The organism is Bradyrhizobium sp. McL0616 (assembly GCF_049993385.1).
Classification (GTDB): Bacteria; Pseudomonadota; Alphaproteobacteria; order Rhizobiales; family Xanthobacteraceae; genus Bradyrhizobium.
The window spans coordinates 495,038-516,232 of record NZ_CP188255.1 but is presented as its reverse complement, the minus strand read 5'-3'; the positions used below and the strand labels follow the sequence as shown (position 1 = coordinate 516,232).

Annotated in this window: 20 protein-coding genes and 1 tRNA gene; 14 read left to right on the top strand and 7 right to left on the bottom strand. The window is 63.1% G+C overall.

Going from position 1 to position 21,195, the window contains the following annotated elements; genetic code table 11:
* Nucleotides 1-87 precede the first annotated feature (87 nt).
* The 4 genes from ACPPVR_RS02435 to ACPPVR_RS02420 all read right to left on the bottom strand — a co-directional run bounded on the left by ACPPVR_RS02435 (nucleotide 88) and on the right by ACPPVR_RS02420 (nucleotide 3,790).
* Nucleotides 88-1,041 (bottom strand): LysR family transcriptional regulator, encoded by a 954-nt coding sequence (locus tag ACPPVR_RS02435; protein WP_426612705.1) that lies wholly within the window; start codon nucleotides 1,039-1,041, stop codon nucleotides 88-90.
* A gap of 646 nt (nucleotides 1,042-1,687) precedes the next feature.
* On the bottom strand, nucleotides 1,688-2,503 hold the full coding sequence (locus tag ACPPVR_RS02430; RefSeq protein ID WP_426612704.1) for a hypothetical protein: 816 nt from the start codon (nucleotides 2,501-2,503) through the stop codon (nucleotides 1,688-1,690).
* A gap of 243 nt (nucleotides 2,504-2,746) precedes the next feature.
* A complete protein-coding gene (locus ACPPVR_RS02425) occupies nucleotides 2,747-3,280 on the bottom strand; it encodes a hypothetical protein (protein WP_426612703.1) in 534 nt (177 codons plus the stop codon).
* 420 nt (nucleotides 3,281-3,700) lie between these two features.
* A tRNA-Ser gene (locus tag ACPPVR_RS02420) sits at nucleotides 3,701-3,790 on the bottom strand.
* Nucleotides 3,791-3,987: 197 nt separating this feature from the next.
* On the opposite strand from ACPPVR_RS02420, the gene ACPPVR_RS02415 reads away from it, so the two are divergent.
* On the top strand, nucleotides 3,988-4,851 hold the full coding sequence (locus tag ACPPVR_RS02415) for an alpha/beta fold hydrolase (RefSeq protein WP_426612702.1): 864 nt from the start codon (nucleotides 3,988-3,990) through the stop codon (nucleotides 4,849-4,851).
* Between the two features lie 182 nt (nucleotides 4,852-5,033).
* On the opposite strand, the gene ACPPVR_RS02410 is transcribed toward ACPPVR_RS02415, so the two are convergent.
* Complete coding sequence (locus ACPPVR_RS02410; protein ID WP_426612701.1) at nucleotides 5,034-6,170, bottom strand: ROK family protein; 1,137 nt, start codon at nucleotides 6,168-6,170, stop codon at nucleotides 5,034-5,036.
* A gap of 330 nt (nucleotides 6,171-6,500) precedes the next feature.
* Here ACPPVR_RS02410 and rplU point away from each other — a divergent pair, with 330 nt between their 5' ends.
* The 3 genes from rplU (at nucleotide 6,501) to ACPPVR_RS02395 (ending at nucleotide 8,005) form a co-directional block, all read left to right on the top strand.
* On the top strand, nucleotides 6,501-6,893 hold the full coding sequence (gene rplU / locus ACPPVR_RS02405; protein WP_426612700.1) for a 50S ribosomal protein L21: 393 nt from the start codon (nucleotides 6,501-6,503) through the stop codon (nucleotides 6,891-6,893).
* Nucleotides 6,894-6,989: 96 nt separating this feature from the next.
* Nucleotides 6,990-7,259 (top strand): 50S ribosomal protein L27, encoded by a 270-nt coding sequence (gene rpmA / locus ACPPVR_RS02400; protein WP_007598923.1) that lies wholly within the window; start codon nucleotides 6,990-6,992, stop codon nucleotides 7,257-7,259.
* A 152-nt stretch (nucleotides 7,260-7,411) separates the two neighbouring features.
* Nucleotides 7,412-8,005, top strand: coding sequence for a GNAT family N-acetyltransferase (locus ACPPVR_RS02395; protein WP_426612699.1), 594 nt, complete (start codon nucleotides 7,412-7,414; stop codon nucleotides 8,003-8,005).
* A 152-nt stretch (nucleotides 8,006-8,157) separates the two neighbouring features.
* Here the strand turns inward: ACPPVR_RS02395 and ACPPVR_RS02390 are convergent, their stop codons facing one another.
* Nucleotides 8,158-9,072, bottom strand: coding sequence for a DMT family transporter (locus ACPPVR_RS02390; protein ID WP_426612698.1), 915 nt, complete (start codon nucleotides 9,070-9,072; stop codon nucleotides 8,158-8,160).
* A gap of 267 nt (nucleotides 9,073-9,339) precedes the next feature.
* Between ACPPVR_RS02390 and ACPPVR_RS02385 the strand changes: the two genes are divergently transcribed.
* From ACPPVR_RS02385 to ACPPVR_RS02375, 3 genes are all read left to right on the top strand, one after another.
* Nucleotides 9,340-9,822 carry a MaoC family dehydratase gene (locus tag ACPPVR_RS02385; protein ID WP_426612697.1) on the top strand — a complete coding sequence of 161 codons (483 nt, stop codon included), beginning with the start codon at nucleotides 9,340-9,342 and terminating at the stop codon, nucleotides 9,820-9,822.
* An 86-nt stretch (nucleotides 9,823-9,908) separates the two neighbouring features.
* Entirely contained in the window at nucleotides 9,909-10,949 is a 1,041-nt protein-coding gene (gene obgE / locus ACPPVR_RS02380; RefSeq protein WP_426612696.1) for a GTPase ObgE, read from the top strand.
* Between the two features lie 82 nt (nucleotides 10,950-11,031).
* On the top strand, nucleotides 11,032-12,666 hold the full coding sequence (locus tag ACPPVR_RS02375; protein WP_426612695.1) for an alkaline phosphatase family protein: 1,635 nt from the start codon (nucleotides 11,032-11,034) through the stop codon (nucleotides 12,664-12,666).
* Between the two features lie 46 nt (nucleotides 12,667-12,712).
* Here ACPPVR_RS02375 and ACPPVR_RS02370 read toward each other — a convergent pair whose 3' ends face one another.
* Complete coding sequence (locus tag ACPPVR_RS02370; RefSeq protein WP_426612694.1) at nucleotides 12,713-13,678, bottom strand: Bug family tripartite tricarboxylate transporter substrate binding protein; 966 nt, start codon at nucleotides 13,676-13,678, stop codon at nucleotides 12,713-12,715.
* A gap of 192 nt (nucleotides 13,679-13,870) precedes the next feature.
* Between ACPPVR_RS02370 and proB the strand changes: the two genes are divergently transcribed.
* From proB to ACPPVR_RS02335, 7 genes are all read left to right on the top strand, one after another.
* On the top strand, nucleotides 13,871-14,992 hold the full coding sequence (gene proB, locus ACPPVR_RS02365; RefSeq protein ID WP_426612693.1) for a glutamate 5-kinase: 1,122 nt from the start codon (nucleotides 13,871-13,873) through the stop codon (nucleotides 14,990-14,992).
* A gap of 228 nt (nucleotides 14,993-15,220) precedes the next feature.
* Entirely contained in the window at nucleotides 15,221-16,516 is a 1,296-nt protein-coding gene (locus tag ACPPVR_RS02360; RefSeq protein ID WP_426612692.1) for a glutamate-5-semialdehyde dehydrogenase, read from the top strand.
* Between the two features lie 23 nt (nucleotides 16,517-16,539).
* The gene (locus ACPPVR_RS02355; protein ID WP_426612691.1) at nucleotides 16,540-17,184 is read left to right on the top strand and encodes a nicotinate-nucleotide adenylyltransferase; all 645 of its coding nucleotides are present in this window, start codon (nucleotides 16,540-16,542) and stop codon (nucleotides 17,182-17,184) included.
* Between the two features lie 224 nt (nucleotides 17,185-17,408).
* Nucleotides 17,409-17,765, top strand: a complete 357-nt coding sequence (rsfS, locus tag ACPPVR_RS02350; protein ID WP_426612690.1) for a ribosome silencing factor — start codon at nucleotides 17,409-17,411, stop codon at nucleotides 17,763-17,765.
* A gap of 93 nt (nucleotides 17,766-17,858) precedes the next feature.
* Nucleotides 17,859-18,341 (top strand): 23S rRNA (pseudouridine(1915)-N(3))-methyltransferase RlmH, encoded by a 483-nt coding sequence (gene rlmH / locus ACPPVR_RS02345; RefSeq protein ID WP_426612689.1) that lies wholly within the window; start codon nucleotides 17,859-17,861, stop codon nucleotides 18,339-18,341.
* Nucleotides 18,342-18,373: 32 nt separating this feature from the next.
* Nucleotides 18,374-19,717 (top strand): murein hydrolase activator EnvC family protein, encoded by a 1,344-nt coding sequence (locus ACPPVR_RS02340; protein ID WP_426612688.1) that lies wholly within the window; start codon nucleotides 18,374-18,376, stop codon nucleotides 19,715-19,717.
* The gene (locus tag ACPPVR_RS02335; protein WP_426612687.1) at nucleotides 19,714-21,072 is read left to right on the top strand and encodes a S41 family peptidase; all 1,359 of its coding nucleotides are present in this window, start codon (nucleotides 19,714-19,716) and stop codon (nucleotides 21,070-21,072) included. The genes ACPPVR_RS02340 and ACPPVR_RS02335 overlap by 4 nt, the downstream gene beginning before the upstream one ends.
* Nucleotides 21,073-21,195 lie beyond the last annotated feature (123 nt).

Here is a 21,195-nt window from a genome sequence, read left to right as displayed (position 1 = left end):
GATAGAAGGCCGTTCCGTAAAAGTGCAGTGACGGTTTGGCAGGGCGCCATCGCGGCCGGCGATGGCAGGCCGTCTGCGTCGGCGATGTCAGCTTCTGCCGCGCACGACCGTCAGTCGGTCCGAGACGCCGCCCGTGACGAGACGCGCCTCGTCCTGGGTCCGCAAATGGTCCACCAGCAACTTCGTCACCGGGGGCAGCGACTTGTAATCGCGCACGCCCATGACCAGCTCTCGGCACGCCCAGGGCTCATCGAGCGGGACGGTGACGAGGCTGTCGATACCGTAGCGGTCGCGAACGATCTCGAGCGGCACCACGCCGACGCCCATCCTGGCATCGATGACACGGAACAGCGCATCGAAACTGCTGACGCGGATGCGCACCTTCATGTGCTGCCCGAGCGCCGCGGCCGCCCTGACGCACAGCGTCTCGATCGAGCTGCCCTTCTCCAGGCTGACGAAGTCGAAATCGACCAGCTCGCGGAAGCGAACGCTGCCCCGGCCCGCCAGCGGATGGTCGCGCGTGACCAGCGCGACCAGGCTATCGCTGCGATAGGACAGCAGCTCCAGATCCTGCCCGTCGATGTTGCCGCCGAAAATGCCGATGTCGGCCCGGTTCTCCACCACCGCGCGCACGATCGCGGGGCTGAGATCCTCCTCGATGTCGATATGGACCAGCGGATGCCGTTCCAGAAACAGGCTGAGCTGGTCGGCGAGCGCTTCGAGGATCGCGGACTTGTTGGCACAGACCCGGATCAGCCCGCGCTTGCCCTGCTTGTATCCCGTCAGCTCGCTCTCGAGCTTGCTGAGGTTGCCCAGGATGATGCGCGCATGCTCGAGCAGGGCGAAGCCGGCAGGCGTCGGCTCGATCCCCTTCGAATGGCGATGCAGCAGCTCGACCTGAAACAAATCCTCGATATCCGAGATGCGGCGACTGACCGCAGACGCAGCAATGTTCTTCTTCTCCGCCGCCTTCGCGATGCTCTGCTCCTCGACGATCGCCACGAACAATTGCAGCGTCAGCAGATCGATTTTAGCCGTCATCCGGAAGATCCTCGGGCGGGGGCTTGCGAGGGGGAGTATAGCTGTTTTTCAGATCGCAGCAGCGACCTATGGCCCTGCCCCGCGCGCGGCTTCCGTGGCCGGCCAACAAAAATGTCGAAAACAACCCCATGCACAGTAGCCGGCGGTTGCCGGCGCGGGGATCGCTGCGCCGGACGAAGCATCTGAGGTGGCGAGGAGAATTCGGAGAGCGACGCACGCCGGGTGGTGATGGGGCTGAATCGGCGCTGGAGCGCGTTATGTCGACACCACCGTTTGGTTTCCGCCAACGTTTCCGGAGGTCGGCAGAGATAAGCGGCGATCGTAGTGTCGGCGGATTTCAAATGACGCCGCGCGTCATTTGACCCGTCGGGCAAAACAGGAGCACAATGTCATTATTGCAGAGCGCCTGAACGGCAGGGGCGCGGCCAAGCGCAAAGCGGACGCGACCGAGCCCCTTCCCACTTGGTCTGGCTCCCTTACTTGGCAAGACGTAGGCGGTGATCAGCGCCCGCTTTGTCGGTAGGAATGGCAACTTCGTCGTCGAGCGGCTGTAAGTATCAGCGGCGGAGAGAGCCTCACCCCTCAATCGCAAGTATCGCGACCAAAATTTCGACGTGAAACATGCTTGTTCTGCGGATTGCGCGAATTATCGAGCAATCGGGGTAGGATCGGAGAATTTCAGATAGGGATACTTGGTAGAAAGATGCGCCGAAATTACTTTTCTCAAAATCGGCATCACCTTGTCCACAACCTCCATGTCATGCGTGCTCAAACCCGTGAAGCCGAGTTCGCCACTGTTTCCGGTTTTGATATGGGCACACCTATCACGAAGATCATGGATGAAATTATCAAGCGATTGGCGCGAAACCGCCAGAGACTGAAATTCACGGTCCCACGGTGCCAAGACCGCCCGCAATCCCGGCCACTTTTTGACTATGCGAAATTCGTGTTCTAGAATTTTATAGAGCGACAGATATTTGTATTGCAGGGGCATTGTTGGTTGATTGCTGTCCCCGAGGAGCTTGAACAGATTTCGCTCTTGGAGAGTTTTGGAATACACGGCCGCGACATTGTCGAAATCAATCTGAAAATCTGGCGGCGAATGCAGTGAAATACTAACGCCGAGGTTGGGCTTGCCTTCGCTGTCGCCGTGCGAGCCAAGGCTGATGGTTTCTTGGCCGAACCAAAGTCTTTCGACCCGTTGATCTGTCGTGAGCCGCAACACAGTAATCATGTGGTCGATCAGTTGCGCGACCAATCTGCCCTTTGCGGGCGTCAAGTCGCCATCGCTACCAACACTCTCCACTCGTATTAGTTCGACCGCGTTGAGCCCCCCGATTGCTGCTACTCGGTATAGACCCGCATCTTCTAGATCACATTCGACCGAGATGAGGTCCCGTGAACCATCGTCCGAGTATTTTTCAATCAGCGGTGCCAACGGCGCGTAGTTGTACCATGTCAATTGCGTGCCCCTTGTGGTCTAGACGGCGGAATAAGAGACGACCAGCCTGATCGCCCCCAACCGAGTCGTGATCAGGTGAAATTGCCCGACTCCCCTCTAGTGAGGAAACAAAACAAACTGGCGCTGCCGGGGGAGGGAAAAGATAGGAGAAAAGCTTGCTTTTCTTTGCACATTTGCGCCGGATCAATGAAGCGCGCTGCTGGTGCGCTGGAAACTGTGCCGTGGCACTTTTGCGAAGCGGCGTCACGGAACCGATGGCATGTGAACGGCGACGGGCTTCATAGGTGGCAAGACGTAATAGCCCCTACCTATGAGCACGAAGTAGGACAGGAGCGCGGCAAAAGCGACGAACGCCATCCAGTACACGCCACCGACTAGGCAGCTATGCCCTCGCAACGATTTGAGCCGCCGCTGATCGTTTTCTGCCTTCTCTGTCGTGAGTACCCCTTTGAACAGCGAACCGGCAGCCGTAATTGGGCGGAAGTCTGTGAACAGCAACTGCGCCTCAATCAGCCTAATGGCGCGTTCGCTCGAATGAATGATCTGCCGGTTTCGCCGATCCAACCCGAAAAAGAAAATTGAAAGAGGCGCACCCGCGAGCGAGGCAATTACGCCCGGACTGTACCCCACGATTTCCCGCTCTTTGAACAGGTAGAAGCATCCGCCAAATAGGAACGGAGCCAGGATAATGAAGAAGTGGAACAGCTGTGTGCGCTGCCGTGCGTGGAAATCGAAGTAGCGCCAAGATAACTCGAAGCGCATCTTTTCAAATTCCATCGTCGCCCGAGCGTCCTCTGGAGGAGCAGACCGATTTAGAATTTCAGTTAGTGACATCCCGCCCCGCGCGAATCTTATGGGGATACATTGCCTACGTTGTAGGGAAAAATGAAAGGGTTGCGATGGTCGGACGGTCAGACGACAGGGGAAATCGAAGCGTAAGGACTCTCCCGCGAGATTTTTGACCGGCCGGACGAGCGGCCTGGTGCAAACCATTGAACGCGGCGACGCCCCGTTGGAGGAGAGGACCGATCAGCAACTGATGGCGATCATTCGTGTCGTAGCATTTAAGCCGCTACATGAACCCGTGCAGATTTGCGGACTGATTCAGACAACCAAATAAAAGCGACGGCCTGTTTGAGGACAAAGAGCAATGGCGCCCCCAGTAATTATGCTATCTCAATTACTTAGACATGGTGCTGGCGGAGAGGGAGGGATTCGAACCCCCGATAGGCTTGCACCTATGCCGCATTTCGAGTGCGGTGCATTCGACCACTCTGCCACCTCTCCTGAAGTGCCGATGAGGGGCAGTAACCCCTGCGGTCGGGGGCGTTAATAGGCGAGGATGGCTGGCCAGACAAGGCGCGAAACGGGAAAATCCGCCGCCTCTTTCAGCCCCGCACCAGCTCAATTCTTGTTTGACGCGTTTTCTTGGCGCGAACCGGCGTCCACTTCGCTTGAAAACGCTCTGCCCGGGAGGAACCGCCATGGAGCACCTGACGATCAAGGCCAATGGCGCCGACTTCCATCTGGTCCGCGCCGGACGGGGCAAACCGCTGCTTTTGCTGCATGGATGGCCGGAATTCTGGCTGACCTGGGAGCCGGTGATGGCCCGGCTGGCCGATCGTTTCATGCTTGTAGCGCCCGATTTGCGCGGCTTTGGCGACAGCGACAAGCCGATTGGGCCTTACGGGCCGGACGGCCATGCGGCCGACATGCTGGCGCTGATGGACGGGCTCGGCATCGAGCGATTCGGGGTGGTCGGCCATGATGTCGGGGGCGCCGTGATGCAGCCGCTCGCGCGCCAGGCCTTGGGGCGGCTCGCGGGGCTGTTCTTGTTCGATTTCGTCTATCCCGGCATCGGGCCGCGCATGGCGGCGCCCGACCGGCTCAACCACATCTGGTATCAATCTTTCCACCAGATGGAGATGGCGCCCGCGCTGGTCGGCGCGAGCCGCGAGAGCTGCCGGCTTTATATCAGCCACTTCCTGAAGGGCTGGTCGCATCGCAAGAACGCCTTCGACGACGTGCTCGACGATTTCGCCGATAATTTCTTCAAGGACGGCAATCTCGCCGGCGGCTTTGCGCATTATCGCGCGTCGCATGCAGGGCGTGTCGCGATCATGAAGGGCGAAGCGCCGCACCTGCCGCCGATCTCTGTGCCGACCTGCGTGCGCTGGGCCGAGCACGATCCGCTGTTTCCCTATGCCTGGACCGACCGGCTGAAGGAGACGTTTGGCGAGCTTGATCTTGCGATGTTTCCGGGCGTCGGACACTTCCCGCATCGCGAGGATCCGGATCATGCGGCGGCGGAGATCGCGGCGTTCTTTCAGCGCATCGGCTGGTGCTGAAGCGGGAAATCTGAAGAACGGGTGGGACCGCCAGACGCGGTAAAAACTGGCGGTCCCGTGCCGCTCATTAGAACACTGGTCGGGAAGGGCGGCTTCGCCGACCAGGTGAGGCGACAAATTCGACCGTAGCGTGTGGCCGCTGCACCGCAACGCAATCTGTCCCTTAACCTAACCAGTCAAGGTTACTCCTTGTCGTTCTTGCTCTTTTTCTTGCCGTTCTCGGTCGAATCCCGGTCTTTGTCCTTGCCGTTGCCGCCGTCCTTGCGGCGGTTTGTGAAACGCGCATTGCCAAGGCCAGTCCCGATGGTGAGCACGCCCCAGCGGTCGACATCCTGCATGAACGGCACCTCGGAGAGGCCCTGAACCACGCCGTCATTGTGCATCAGGATCGCGGTGTCGTGCTCGCCGATCTGCGGGATGCCCTCGATCAGGCTCGCCGGCAGGTTGAACTTGCTGCTCTCCCAATTGCCCGGCAGGTTCTGCGCGCCTTTTTCAATGGACCCGTCCTCGTTGATCACGCCGGGACAGGCAATGCCGATGAAGGGCGCAATCTTGAAGCCCTCCTTTTCGGCTTCCGTGATCAGTCCCTTCAGCATTTTCGTCAGCCGCTTCACCGCGCCTTCGCGCGTCGGCTCGTCGTCGGCATGGCGCCACAGATCGGATTTCACGACCTTGGCCTTCGACAGATCCTTCGCCTTCTTCCAGCCGGTTTCCACAAGGCCGCAGCGGATGTTGGTGCCACCGATGTCGACGGCAAGGATGCTGTCATGGGCCTCGAAGATCCATGATGGCGCGAGGTGCAGCGCACCGATCAGGCCGGCTTCATCAGGGTGATGCTGGATCGGGACCATGTCGATCTTGAAATCCTCGGCCTTGAGGATGATCTCGGTGCGCGCAATGGCCAACTCGCCGAGCCTGGAATCGCGGAAGCCACCACCGACCACGATGCGCTCGGTCTTGGCCCATGCCTTGGTCTTGAGGAAGCGGCGGGTGACGTAAGCGAGTTCCTGGGCAAAGTCCTCGATCGCGCTGTGCACGACCGCAGAGGCCTCGACATCGTCGCCGACCAGGATGGCATCCAGGGTCTTCTTGCTGATCTCCTCCGAAAGCTCCTTGCCGAACGGGTCCTCGCCGGTCTTGCGCAGCGGCTTGCGCCAGCGGTCGAGGATTTTGCGGAACGCGCCCTTGCTGGCGCGGTCGCCGAGGAAGCCCTCCTCGTCCTTGATCTCGAGGTTGAAGCTGTCGACGTCCACCGACGGCAGCCGCGCCGCGCCGTGGGTGGCGATGCCCGTCGTCTTGACCAGTTCGTCCGTTGCCATGAAATACCCTTGCCCGCTTGCGAAATTCGGGGGATCAACGGCAAGGGAACCCGTTGGTTGCAGCGCGGGCCGAGATTCGATTCTGGACCCGGAAGCGGCCCAAATCCCTCCAATCCAGGCCATTTTCCGCGGTTTTCCTTGACTCTCGGTGATCGCCGGCTATAAGTCCCACAACCGGCGCGGGGCGTTTCTCGCGCCGCTTGTTTTTGCGTGGGATTTCAAAGGGATAACTCCCGCCCGCACAAAACTCAGTAAACCCATAGCGACTGACAAAAAGCCGACCCCGACGCTACGTCGCGAGGCCGGGAATGAACACGAAGGAAAACAACGATGTTCGCAGTCATCAAAACCGGCGGCCGGCAGTACCGCGTCGTTCCGGATGATGTCCTGGAAGTAGGCAAGATCGAAGGCGAAGTCGGCTCGATCGTGCAACTGACTGAAGTTCTGGTGGTCGGCGGCGACACGCCGATCCTGGGTCTGCCCACGGTGGCCGGTGCGTCGGTGGCCGTCGAGGTGCTCGATCACAAGCGCGGGCCGAAGGTCATCGCGTTCAAGAAGCGCCGCCGCAAGAATTCGCGCCGCAAGCGCGGCTACCGCGACGAGATCACGGTGCTGCGCATCAGCGAGATCCTGACGGATAACGCGAAGCCCACCAAGGGCCCGCGTCCGAAGCGGGAAAAGGTCGTCAAGGAGCCGGCGAAGGAAGAAGCCGACGCCGCATAATTTGATCACGCCAATTCACGAATTGATGCGTGAGAAATTGTGAAATGATTCCGTCAAGGAATTGATCTAGAACTACGCAGGATTTGGAGACGAGCTATGGCTCATAAAAAAGCAGGCGGTTCATCGCGCAACGGTCGCGATTCGAAGGGCAAGCGCCTCGGCATCAAGGCGTTCGGCGGGGAAGTTGTGATTCCCGGCAACATCATTGCGCGTCAGCGCGGCACCACCTGGCATCCCGGCCTTAATGTCGGCATGGGCACCGACCACACTTTGTTCGCCAAGGTCGAGGGTCGCGTCACGTTCCAGGCCAAAGCCAACGGCCGCACCTTCATCTCGGTACTTCCGCTCGCAGAGGCGGCTGAATAGACGGTGGATCAAATTTGGAGTCCGCCGGGTCCCAGACCGAACCGGCGGAGTCCAACGATCAAAGATCGAAGGCTCCAGGGGAGGCGGGAAACCGGCCTCCCCTTTCGTTTGACTTGCTCACTTTTAACTTAGTGACTTCGACGGAGCCGGACATGTTGCAGGATTTTTCGAGCTCGAGTTTGCGGGAGGCGAGACCGAGCGTCGTCGCCACCGAGCGGCTGACCTTGCGGCGGCCAACACTCGCCGACGTCCGAACCATCGCCCACCTCGCCAACGACCGCCGTGTCGCGGAAAACACCCGCCGGCTGCCGCATCCCTATTCGCAGGACGACGCCGTCGCATTCATCCGCGCCACCGCCGAGCTCGGCAGCGAGAGCGTGTTCCTGATCGAGCACGACAGCGGACCGGTCGGCATGGTCGGGATCGATCGCGCGACACCTGACAATGCCGAACTGGGCTACTGGCTTGGCGTCGAGCATTGGGGCCGCGGCTTTGCCACCGAAGCCGCGCGCGGCGCGATCGACTTCTTCTTCGAGGAGTTCGAGGACGACCATCTCTATGCCGGCGCGCGCGTCACCAACCCGACCTCGCGCAACGTGCTGGAGAAGTGCGGCTTCCAGTGGAGCGGCGTCCAGCTGCACCGCTTCCTGGCGCTGGGCTCCTCCACCCCCGTCGACTGCTTCCGCCTCTCGCGCGGCGTGTGGTCGTCGCTGAAGAGCTGGAGCAGCGCGAGACGGGTGAGGTAGGCGAAAGCGCCTACCACATCCACAGTGTCGTCCCGGCGAAGGCCGGGACCCATAACCACGACTGTTAGTGGCGCGAAGATTCCCACTCCGAGTCTTCGCAAAACTAATCCCTGTGGGTATGGGTCCCGGCCTTCGCCGGGACGACGGTGTGGTTACGCCGGCGGATTCACATCCGCGCTCCCACGTCCCAAATCGCGCTCGCGCAGATAGATGTAGAACCCGGCGCCGATGATGATCGCAGCGCCGACGATGGTGGCAATTGACGGCACGTCGCCGAACACGACGAAGCCAAAAATCACGGCCCAGATGATCATCGAATATTGGTAGGGCACCACCACGCTCGCCGGCGCGAGCTTGAGCGAGCGGTTGACGCAGAACAGCGCGGTGACCGAAATGCCCCCCGCCAGCGCGAAGATCACCAGACTGCCCGGCGTCGGCGGCACCCAGTGATACGCCGACAGCATAGCGCCCAGCGAAAACGTGCCGACGAATTGCGATGACGCCATCACGATATCGGGCGTCTTGCGCAGGCTGCGCGTGATCAGCATCAGCGTCGCGAACGACAGACTGCCGCCGAGCGCGATCAGCGCCGGCAGGCTGACGGTCTGCGCCGACGGCCGCAGCGCAATCAGCACGCCGCAGAAGCCGATCAGGATCGCGGTCCAGCGCCTCCAGCCGACCTTCTCGCCCAGAAAGATCGCCGACATCGCGGTCACGAAGATGGGGCCAGCGAGATAGTAGGTGATGACGTCGGCGAGCGGCAGATAGACGGTGGCGAGGAAGAACGCCGCGACCTCCAGCGTCGACAGCACCACGCGAAACAGCTGCAGCCGCGGCCGCTCCAGATGCAGGAACTGGTGACGCTGCCGCCAGATCAGCGGCGACAGCAGCAGCAGCGCCGCGCAGGCGCGCAGGAACAGCAGCTGTCCGACTGAATAAGTGCCGACCAGGAACTTGCCCATGGCGTCGCCGAACGAGAACATGAAGATCGACAGCACCATCAGTGCAATGCCGGCCAGCCGCGCCGAACGCTCGTCATAGGCGGAGAGATTCTTGAACAGGGGCATCGATACGCGCGTGAGTTCGGGGGCTCGTCATTGCGAGCGAAGCGAAGCAATCCAGACTGTCTCCGCAGCGGCAGTCTGGATTGCTTCGTCGCTTCGCTCCTCGCAATGACGGAGGATGGGGCAGCAGCGCGATCAATATGAGCGCTGGAGGTCGTTTTAATGGCATCAAGGCACCAGGCAAGCCCGGTATGACCAATTGAACGCATTGTCGCACTGCGCGTGGCGCGATACCGGTGATGTCTCGCCTCTTTCGATGGTGCACCGACCATGACCGACTTCGATCCCTCCCAGCATCGCATGATCCCCACGCAACGCTGGTTTGAGGATTTCGTGGTCGGCGAGCGCTTCGTGCTGCCGAGCCGCACCCAGACCTCGGCGGTGTTCGCGGCGTTCCAGACCGCGAGCGGCGACACCCACCCGGTGCATTACGACGTCGAGTATTGCCGCAGCCGCGGCATGCCGCATCTGCTCGCGCACGGCTTTCAGACGCTGATCCACACTGCGCCCGGCGCGGGCCTGTTTCCGTTCATGGTCGAGGAGTCCCTGGTCGGCTTCCTCGAGCAGTCGAGCCGGTTCCTCAAGCCTGTCTTTGCCGATGACACCCTCTACCCCGCGCTCGAGGTCACCGAACTCGTGCCGGGACGGACGACCGGCGTGGTGACGCTCACGAGCACCATCTTCAACCAGCGCAAGGAGCTGGTGCTGGAGGGCATGCAAAAATTCCTGATCCGGCGCCGGCCGGCTGGTTAAGCACGGCGCCAAAATCGCCGAAATTTCGGCCGATTCAGGGGTAAGCCCGGGTTGCCGCGGGGGACCGGCTGGCCTACCTATGGCCCATGAAATTCCTCGACGAAGCTAAGGTCTATATCCGCTCCGGTGACGGCGGAAACGGCTGCGTGGCGTTCCGCCGCGAAAAATTCATTGAATTCGGCGGCCCCTCCGGCGGCAATGGCGGCCGTGGCGGCAGCGTCATCCTCGAAGTCGCTGACGGGCTGAACACGCTGATCGACTACCGCTACCAGCAGCATTTCAAGGCCCAGAAGGGCGAGAACGGCGCAGGCTCGGACCGTCATGGCGCCAACGGCAAGGCGATCGTGCTGAAGGTTCCGATGGGCACGCAGATCTTCGACGAAGACCGCGAGACGCTGATCCACGACTTCACCAATGTCGGCGAAAAGTTCGTGCTGGCTGAAGGCGGCAATGGCGGCTTCGGCAACGCGCATTTCAAATCGTCGACCAACCGCGCGCCGCGCAACGCCAATCCCGGCCAGCCCGGCGAAGAGCGCTGGATCTGGCTGCGGCTGAAGCTGATCGCGGACGCGGGCCTGGTCGGCCTGCCCAACGCCGGCAAGTCGACCTTCCTGTCCAAGGTCAGCGCGGCCAAGCCGAAGATCGCCGACTATCCCTTCACCACGCTGCATCCGCAGCTCGGCGTCGTGAACGCCGACGGCCGCGAATTTGTTCTCGCCGATATTCCCGGTCTCATCGAGGGCGCGCATGAAGGCGCCGGCCTCGGCGACCGCTTCCTCGGCCATGTTGAGCGCTGCCGCGTGCTGCTGCATCTGGTCGATGCGACATGCGAGCACGCCGGCAAGGCCTACAAGACGGTGCGCAACGAGCTCGATGCCTATGGCGGGCTGCTCACCGACAAGATTGAGATCGTCGCCCTGAACAAGATCGACGCGGTCGGGCCGGACGAGTTGAAGAAGCAGAAGGACCGGCTCAAGCGCGCCGCCAAGAAGACGCCGCTGCTGCTGTCCGCTGTCACCGGCGATGGCGTGAAGGAAGCCTTGCGCGCGCTCGCGGAGCTGATCGGCGAGAGCCCGGTGTCCGCCAAGGCGAAGAGCGCGGCCGAAGCGGAGCCCTGGTCGGCCTGATCCGGGCCGCGTAAGTGGCCCGCTTGTCTTGGCTGGCGCGATAGCGCAGCATCCAACGATCAAGCCACGGCAGGGATGACGCATGGCGCGCGCGAAGAACGTTCTCTGGATCATGTGCGACCAGCTTCGCTACGACTATCTTGGCTGCACCGGTCACCCCACGCTGAAGACGCCGAACATCGACGCCATGGCCAAGCGCGGCGTGCTGTTCAGCAAGGCGTATGTGCAATCGCCGATCTGTGGCCCGTCGCGGATGTCGTTCTACACCGGGCGCTACATGCGCTCGCACGGCTCGCACTGGAACGGCTGGCCGCTGCGCGTCGGCGAGCCCACGCTCGGCGACCATTTGAAGAAGATCGGCGTGCGCAACGTGCTGGTCGGCAAGACCCATATGGCGCCCGACCTCGAAGGCATGAAGGCGCTCGGCATCCCGCCGGAATCGATGATCGGCGTGCACGTCGCCGAATGCGGCTTCGAGCCCTATGAGCGCGACGATGGCCTGCACCCGACCGGCCGGCCGCGCCCGAAATACGATGAGTATCTGCGCCAGCAAGGTTTTGACGCGCCGAATCCCTGGGAGCACTGGGCCAATTCCGGCGCGGCCGACGATGGCTCGCTGCAGAACGGTTGGCTGCTGACCCATGCCGACAAGGCCGCACGTGTGCCGGAGGAGCATTCCGAAACACCCTACATGACGCGGCGCGCGATGGACTTCATCAGCGAGGCCGAGACCGACGGCAGACCGTGGTGCCTGCATCTGTCCTACATCAAGCCGCACTGGCCCTACATCGCGCCCGAGCCCTACGCCAGCATGTACTCGACCTCGGACATGATTCCGGTGATCCGCTCAGAGCGCGAGCGGCAAAACCCGCATCCGGTATTCGGCGCCTACATGGACATGCGCTACTCCCGCAACATGGCGCGCGACGATGCCCGCGAGAAGGTGATCCCGACCTATATGGGCCTGATCACCCAGATCGACGACCAGATGGGCGTGCTGATGACATTTCTGGAGGAGCGCGACCTCCTCGAAACCACCATGATCGTGTTCACCTCCGATCATGGCGATTATCTCGGCGATCACTGGATGGGCGAGAAGGATCTGTTCCACGAGCAGTCGGCGAAGATTCCGCTGATCGTCATTGATCCGTCAGCGGAGGCCGATGCCACACGCGGCACACGCAGCGATGCGTTGGTCGAAGGCATCGACCTCGCGCCGACTTTCGTCGATTATTTCGGCGGCAAGGTGCCCGGCCACATCCTCGAAGGACGCTCGCTGCTGCCGCTGCTGCGCGGGCCGACGCCGAGCGATTGGCGCAAGGTCGCGTTCTCCGAATACGACTACGCCATGCAGGATGTGCGGCTGAAGCTGAACCAGCCGATCGAGCGCTGCCGCCTGTTCATGGTGTTCGACGGCCGCTGGAAATACATCCACGCCTCCGGCTTTCGACCGATGCTGTATGATCTCGAAACCGATCCGGAAGAGTTTCTCGATCGCGGCGAGGACCCCGAGTGCGCCAGCGTCATCGCGCGATTGCAGGCGGAACTGTTCGACTGGGCGCTGCATCCCAACGACCACATCACCACGCCCCGCGAAAAGATCGCGAACTACGCCGACAACCAGCTCCAGGTGAAGGGCGGGATTTTGATCGGTGTCTGGGATGAAGCGGAGCTTGCGTCAATCAAGGACGGCATCGCGCAGCGCGCGAAGCTGTAAGCCGCTCTTCGCCTCTCCCCGTAAGAACGGGGCAAGGGAGAAGACCTCAATTCTCGATCCTGTATCCCGTCGCCTTCACGATCGGCTGCCAGAACGCCGTGTTGGCGGCGAGCTCCTTGGTCAACCCTTCCGCCGTGCTGCCGACCGGGATCAGGCCAATCGCGGTGAGCTTCTCCTTCACCTCGGGCTTGGCAAGGGCAGCGCTCGCGGCCGCGCCGAGCTTGCTCGCGAACTCAGGCGGGCTGCCGGCGGGAAGCCACATGCCGTACCAGGCGTCCGCGACGAGGTCGATGCCGCTCTCCTTCAGCGTCGGGACTTCTGGCGCGAACGGCGAACGTTCCGCGCTCGAGACCGCAATGATGGTCACGCCCTTGGCGCGATGCTGCGGCAGCGCATCCGCCAGCGTCGTGATTCCGAACGAGATGTGGTCGCCGATGAGGTCGTTGAGGATCGGCGCGCTGCCGCGATAGGGCACGCGGGTCAGGGGAATGCCGAGATCCTTCTCCAGCTTCGATCCCGCAAAGTGAGGGATGGTACCGTTGCTCGGCACACCGAACGACGTCTTGTCCGGATGCGCCTTCAGCCACGCCACGAATGCCTTGAAATCGGCGACATCGACCGCCGGACCGACCACGAGTGCAAACTCGAACCGCGCGAGCAGCGAGACCGGCATGAAATCCTTCGCGGTGTCGAAGCTCGGCGCCGTCTCGACCATCGGCAGCAGGTACATGGTGGGCCCGGTCGTCACCAGCACCATGCTGCCGTCGGGGCTCGCGCCCTTCACAGACTTGATGCCGATCAGGCCGTCGCCGCCGGTGCGGTTCTCGACCACGATGGTCCGCTGCAGCACGGGCGCCATCTCCTGCGCGATCAGCCGGCACAGCGTGTCGCCGCCGGCCCCCGCCGCGAACGGAAAGATGATTTTTGTGAGCCCGGCCTGCGCCTGTGCCCCGCCCGGCTGCGCCAAGAGGGGCAGCCCGAGACATCCGGCCATGAAATTGCGGCGATCCATTCGTGTCCTCGTTGAGCCCACTATCGTCGGCGGCAATTAGAGCCAGGCTGCCGTCCCGGACAAGGCCGACCTTGGTGCCGTTTACCATGCCCGCCGCCTTGCGCCGGCCATCGTCCTGCTGCAAAAGCAGGCCTTGTCGGCGACCCTTTTCGCTCCGCCGTTTCCCAATGAAAAGCAATTCGTCACCGCGCCATGGCCAGCCCTGAACTCAGTCAATTCCGCCGCATCGTCGTCAAGGTCGGCTCCGCGCTGCTGGTCGATTCCGACAAGGGCGAGGTGCGCGCGTCGTGGCTGGCCGCTCTCGCCGACGACATGGCCAAGCTGCACCGGGAAGGACGCGACGTCCTCGTGGTCTCCTCGGGCTCGATCGCGCTCGGCCGCAGCCGCCTCAAGCTGCCGCGCGGCCCGCTGAAGCTGGAGGAAAGCCAGGCCGCCGCTGCCGTCGGCCAGATCGAGCTCGCGCGGATCTGGTCGGAGGTGCTCGGGGCGCATGGCATCGGCGCCGGACAGATTTTGGTGACGCTCCAGGACACCGAGGAGCGCCGCCGCTACTTGAATGCGCGCTCGACGATCGGCAAGCTGCTGGAGTGGCGCGCGATCCCCGTGATCAACGAGAACGACACCGTCGCCACCAACGAAATCCGCTACGGCGACAATGACCGCCTCGCCGCGCGCGTCGCCACGATGGCGAGCGCCGACCTGCTGGTGCTGCTGTCCGACATCGACGGGCTCTACGACGCCCCGCCGAAGAACAACCCGAACGCCAAGCTCATTCCGGTCGTCGATAGCATCTCCTCGGAGATCGAGGCTGTCGCAGGCGATGCCGAGTCTGAACTCTCCCGCGGCGGCATGCGCACCAAGGTCGAAGCTGCAAAAATTGCGACCACGGGCGGCACCCACATGCTGATTGCCTCTGGCAAGATCGAGCACCCCTTGCAGGCGATCGCCGACGGCGGTCGCTGCACCTGGTTCCTGACGCCGGCCAATCCCATCACCTCGCGCAAACGCTGGATCGCGGGCACGCTGGAGCCGAAGGGGACGCTGACCATCGACGCCGGCGCTGTTACGGCGCTGCGCGCCGGCGCCAGCCTGCTGCCGGCCGGCGTGATCAAGGTCGAGGGCCAGTTCGCCCGCGGCGACGCCGTGATCGTCCGCGGCCCCGACACCAGCGAGGTCGGCCGCGGCCTGATCGCCTATGACGCCGAGGTCGCCGAGCGGATCAAGGGCCGCTCCTCTCCGGACGTGATGGCCATCCTCGGCATCAGCGGCCGTTCGGAGATGATCCACCGCGACGATCTGGTGGTGGGCGGGTGAGGGCTCGGCAGGCGCCCAAACCGTCATGCCCGGGCTTGTCCCGGGCATCCACGTTCTTTCTTGTTAGCGGCAAGGCGTGGATGGCCGGGACAAGCCCGGCCATGACGCCGGAGATAGACCGGTGGCCTAGCTGACGCGGCATCCGAAGCCCTGCCATACCTTCCCGACCCTTCGCAGAAGCGGGATTTCCGTGCTAGGACACTGCCTTAGCAGAAGGTTGAACTTTCCATGGCCGCCCCCCTCAAAGCCCTCGACGGCAATGCCGATCTCCAGGCGCTGATGACCGATCTTGGCACCCGTGCCCGCGCTGCCGCGCGCGTGCTGGCGCTGGCGCCGCCGGAGCAGAAGAACCGGGCCCTGGAAGCCATGGAGCGGGCGATCCGCAGCAACGCTGCCGCCATTCTCGCCGCCAACGCCGAGGACGTCGCGGAGGCCCGTACGTCCAGCAACATGACCTCCTCCTTCATTGACCGCCTGACGCTGACACCGGCGCGGGTCGAGTCGATGGCCGAGGGCATCGGTATCGTGCGCGGCATCGCCGATCCGGTCGGCATCGTCACCGAGAGCTGGCAGCGGCCGAACGGCATGACCATCGAGCGCGTGCGTGTGCCGCTCGGCGTCGTCGGCGTGATTTTTGAGAGCCGCCCCAACGTCGCGGCCGATGCCGGCGTGCTCTGTCTGAAGTCGGGCAATGCCGTGATGCTGCGCGGCGGCTCGGACAGTTTTCGGTCCTGCCGCGCGATCCACGAATGCCTGGCGCAGGGCCTGCGCGAAGCCGGGCTGCCCGAAGCCGCGATCACGCTGGTGCCGACGCGCGACCGCGCGGCGGTCGGCATGCTGCTGTCGGGATTGAATGGCGCCATCGACGTCATCGTGCCGCGCGGTGGCAAAAGTCTCGTCGCACGCGTCGAGGCCGAGGCCCGTGTGCCGGTGTTCGCGCATCTCGAAGGCGTCAACCACGTCTATGTCGATGCCAGCGCCGACCTCGCCATGGCGAAGTCGATCGTGCTCAACGCCAAGATGCGCCGCACCGGCGTCTGCGGCGCGGCCGAGACGCTGCTGGTCGATCGCGCCGCGGCTGCCAAGAACCTGAAGCCGCTGGTCGAGATGCTGATCGAAGCCGGCTGCGAAGTGCGCGGCGACGAGGCCGTGCAAAAGGCCGACGGGCGCGTCAAACCTGCGAGCGCAGAAGATTGGGACACCGAATATCTCGACGCGATCATCGCGGCGAAGGTGGTCGACGGCGTCGATGGCGCGATCGCGCATATCCAGAACCACGGCTCGCAGCACACCGATGCGATCGTGAGCGCGGATGAGGCCGCCGCGAAAAAGTTCCTGAGCGAAGTCGATTCCGCGATCGTGCTGCACAATGCCTCGACGCAATTTGCCGATGGCGGCGAGTTCGGCTTCGGCGCCGAGATCGGCATCGCGACCGGAAGATTTCATGCGCGCGGCCCGGTCGGCGCCGAGCAGCTGACCAGCTTCAAGTATCGCGTCCACGGTACAGGGCAGACGCGGCCGTAAGGCATGGCGCGAGGCGCGGGGCATTGAGTAACAATTTCGTCGCGCCACGCTTCTTCGCGCAGGCCATACCGCCCTACACCGAAGGCATGCGCATCGGCCTGCTCGGCGGCTCGTTCAATCCGCCGCACCAGGCCCATCGCGCCATCAGCCAGTTCGCGCTGAAACGCCTTCAGCTCGATCGCGTGTGGTGGCTGGTGACGCCGGGCAATCCGCTGAAGGAGAATGGCACGCTGCATGAGCTCGGAGAGCGCATGCAGGCGGCGCGCGACGTCGCCAACGATTCCAGGATCGAGGTAACCTGTCTCGAATCCGTCATTCGTACGCGCTATACTATCGACACGATCAACACCTTGCGCCGCCGTCTCAGTGGGTTGCGCTTTGTCTGGATTATGGGCGCCGACAACCTCGCTCAATTCCACCGTTGGCAGCATTGGCGGCGCATCGCCGACCAGGTGCCGATTGCGGTCATCGATCGGCCGCCGCAGAGTTTTCGCGCCCTTGCTTCGCCCGCCGCCCAGGCCTTGTCGCGCTATCGCCTACCCGAGAATAAGGCAGCATTGCTTGCGGATCAGCCCGCGCCGGCCTGGGTTTTTCTGACCGGATTGAAGCTGAATCTCTCCTCGACCGGCTTACGGAACCCGGACGGGAGCTGGAAAGGTACGAAGTGAGACAGAGTGTGCGGACATCGGGTGGATTTTGGGGCTCTCTGGCATATTGAAACCCTTAACCCCACATGATGTAGTGTAACCCGTGAGGGGCGGATTCGGCCCTCGCGATACAGTGAAAGGAATGGTCCCTGGCCACGTCTGTATTGTCCAAGTCAGCTTCACCCAAGTCTGTTTTACCCAAGGCAACGAAACCGGCGCGTAAAACATCGACCAAAGCTGCGGCCTTGAAGGCGCAACCCGACGCCGACAAGACGCTGAGCCTGATCCTCTCCCGCCTTGACGATATGAAGGCGGAAGAGACGGTCACCATCGACCTTCGCGGCAAATCGGCATACTCCGACTACATGATCGTCACCACGGGCCGGGCCAACCGGCACGTTGGCGCGATCGCGGAGAACGTCACGAAGAGCCTCAAGGAAACCGGCCTCAAGAACATCCATGTCGAGGGCATGCCCAATTGCGACTGGGTGCTGATCGATTCCGGCGATGTGATCGTGCACGTGTTCAGACCCGAGGTCCGTGAGTTCTACAATCTCGAGCGATTGTACACGCAGGGCCCAGGGGCGGCGAAGGCGATCTAGAGGCTACAGGCCGATTACGAATCGGCTGACGCGCATGCTAGCGTCGTGCGCGCGCACAATGCGCGCGGTCTTGAAAAACGCGACTCTGAAGACATGCGTGTTGCTGTCATTGCAGTGGGCCGGCTGAAGCAGGGCCCCGAACGGGAGCTTGCCGACCGCTATTTCGAGCGGTTCGACGAGGCCGGCCGCAAGCTCGGATTCCGCGAGCTCACCGTCCATGAAATTCCCGAAAGCCGCGCCCGCGACGCGCCGACACGGATGGCCGAAGAGGCGGCCGCGATCTCCGCGCATATTCCCGAGAAATCGATTCTGGTGGCGCTGGACGAACGCGGGCAAAATCTCGATTCCACCGTATTCGCACGGAATCTCGGGCGCTGGCGCGACGAGGGCGCCGGCCATACTATCTTCGTGATCGGAGGGGCGGACGGACTTTCGCCCGAATTGCGCCGTAAGGCCAAGCTCGCGATCGCGTTCGGCTCTGCGACCTGGCCGCATCAAATGGTCCGCGTCATGCTTCTGGAACAGCTTTATCGGGCCGCCACCATTCTGGCCGGCCATCCCTATCACCGCGCATGATGCGCGCCACAACGAGCACCTTTCGTAAAGCGATGCGAGCGCCGATTCTCAATGTGTTGCTGATTGCAAGCTGCGCCGGCGCAAGCCTCTTCGCTGAAGAAAGCCTCGCGCAAGCTCAGACGGCAACGCCGGCGCCCCAGACCGCAGCGATCTCGCCCGACGCCATCAAGCAGCGCGAGCAGGAGCTGGAAGCCGCGCGCGCGAGCAAGAAGAGCGCCGAGGAGGCGCAGGCCAAGCTGAAGGCCGAGATCACCTCGCTCGGCCAGGACCGCACCCAGTTCAATCAGCAGTTGATCGACACCGCCGCCAATGTCCGCACCGTCGAGACCAAGATCGACGAGGCCGAAGCGCGTCTGCGGACGCTGAACGGCCGCGAGCAGGAGATGCGCGCCTCGCTTGATTCGCGCCGCGCCGACATCGTCGAGGTGCTGGCGGCCTTGCAGCGTGCCGGCCGGCGCACGCCGCCGGCGCTCCTGGTGCGACCGGAAGATGCGCTGCAATCGCTGCGCACCGCGATGCTGCTCGGCGCCGTCGTTCCGGAATTGCGCAGCCGCGCTGAAAAGATCGCTGGCGAGCTCGGCGAGCTCGTGGCCTTGCGCAAGAACATCGCCGCCGAGCGCGACCAGCTCGCCTCCGACCGCGACAGGGTCCGCAACGACCAGACCAGACTCACCGCCCTGGTCGACGAACGGCAACGGCAGCAGTCGGCGCGGGAAAAGGACCTCGACGCCGAGAATTCGCGCGCCATCACGCTGTCAAGGCAGGTCGGCGATCTCCAGGGGCTGATCGCCAAGATGGAGCAGGACCTGCAAAGCGCCGCCAAGGCAGCTGAGAAGGCGGCTGAAGCCGCAAAGCAGGCCGAGGCAAAGGCGGTCGCCAACGCCAAGCCCGGCCCGGGCGCTTTCAAGGACCGTTCCAGAACCACCCCGGCGATTCTGTTCGCCTCGGCCAAGGGCCTGCTGCCCTTGCCGGTTAACGGTAACAAGATCAGGGACTTTGGCGGTTCCGACGGGGTCGGCGGGGTCCAGAAGGGCATTTCGCTGGCCACCAGGCCCGGCTCCCAGGTCACAACGCCGTGTGACGGCTGGGTGGTCTATGCCGGCCCGTTCCGCAGCTACGGACAACTCTTGATCCTCAACGCCGGGGGCGGGTATCATGTCCTGATCGCCGGGATGGAGCGTATTTCGGTAAACATCGGACAGTTTGTGCTCACAGGGGAGCCGGTCGCGACCATGGGGTCGACATCTCAAGTCGCCTCCATTCTTGCCACGAACGCGAGTCAACCTGTGCTGTATGTCGAGTTCCGCAAAGACGGCACTCCAATCGATCCAGGCCCATGGTGGGCCGCAAATGAAGGCGAGAAGGTTCGCGGATGATGCGCAAGACTTCAGTTATCCTCCTCAGCGCTGCCACCGGTGCGGCGCTGACGCTGTTCGTGACCCAGCCGCGCGCGGTGTTCATGGGCTCCAGCGCACGAGCCGCGACCGCGGACACCTATCGCCAGCTCAATCTGTTCGGCGACGTCTTCGAGCGCGTGCGCTCCGACTATGTCGAGAAGCCCGACGACACCAAGCTGATCGAATCCGCGATCAGCGGTATGCTGACCGGCCTCGATCCGCATTCGAGCTACATGGACGCCAAGAGCTTCCGCGACATGCAGGTGCAGACCCGCGGCGAGTTCGGCGGTCTCGGCATCGAGGTCACGATGGAAGACGGCCTGATCAAGGTGGTCTCGCCGATCGACGACACGCCCGCCTCGCGCGCCGGCGTCATGGCCAACGACATCATCACCAATCTCGACGACGAGGCGGTGCAGGGCCTGACCCTGAACCAGGCGGTCGAGAAGATGCGCGGCCCCGTCAACACCAAGATCAAACTCAAGATCATTCGCAAGGGCCAGGACAATCCGATCGACGTCACGCTGGTGCGCGACAACATCCGCGTCCGCTCGGTGCGTGCGCGCATCGAGGCCGACGACATCGCCTATATCCGCATCACCACCTTCAACGAGCAGACCACCGAAGGCCTGAAGAAGGAGGTCGCCAACCTCTCGAATCAGATCGGCGACAAGCTCAAGGGCTACGTGATCGATCTCCGCAACAATCCGGGCGGCCTGCTCGAGGAGGCCGTCACCGTGTCCGACTCCTTCCTGGAGAAGGGCGAGATCGTGTCGACCCGCGGCCGCAACGCCGAGGAGACCCAGCGCCGCACCGCGCATGCAGGCGACCTCACCAAGGGCAAGCCGGTCATCGTGCTGGTCAACGGCGGCTCCGCCTCGGCCTCCGAGATCGTCGCCGGCGCGCTGCAGGACCACAAGCGCGCGACCATCGTCGGCACGCGTTCGTTCGGCAAGGGCTCGGTGCAGACCATCATTCCGCTCGGCTCGGGCAATGGCGCGCTGCGTCTGACCACGGCGCGCTACTACACGCCGTCGGGCAAGTCGATCCAGGCCAAGGGCATCGTGCCCGACATCGAAGTGCTCCAGGACGTGCCGGACGAGCTGAAGTCCCGCACCGACACCAAGGGCGAGGCTTCGCTGCGCGGCCATCTCAAGAACGACGGCGACGAGAAGACCGGCTCGCAGTCCTACGTCCCGCCGGACGCCAAGGACGACAAGGCGCTCAAGCTCGCCGACGATTTGCTCCACGGCATCAAGAACAGCGCCTCCGCGGCGCCGACGCCGGGCACCACCGACAAGGCCGCGGCCGACAAGCCCAAAGCGGCGAACTAAGTCGTCGCACGCCACGATCTAACGAAAAGGGCGGCTCCTGGAGCCGCCCTTTTTGCTTGGGACTCCTGAAGTCCCCGGCCTATCCCGGCCTGCCGCCGCTTGACCCCGGCGTGGTATCGTCGG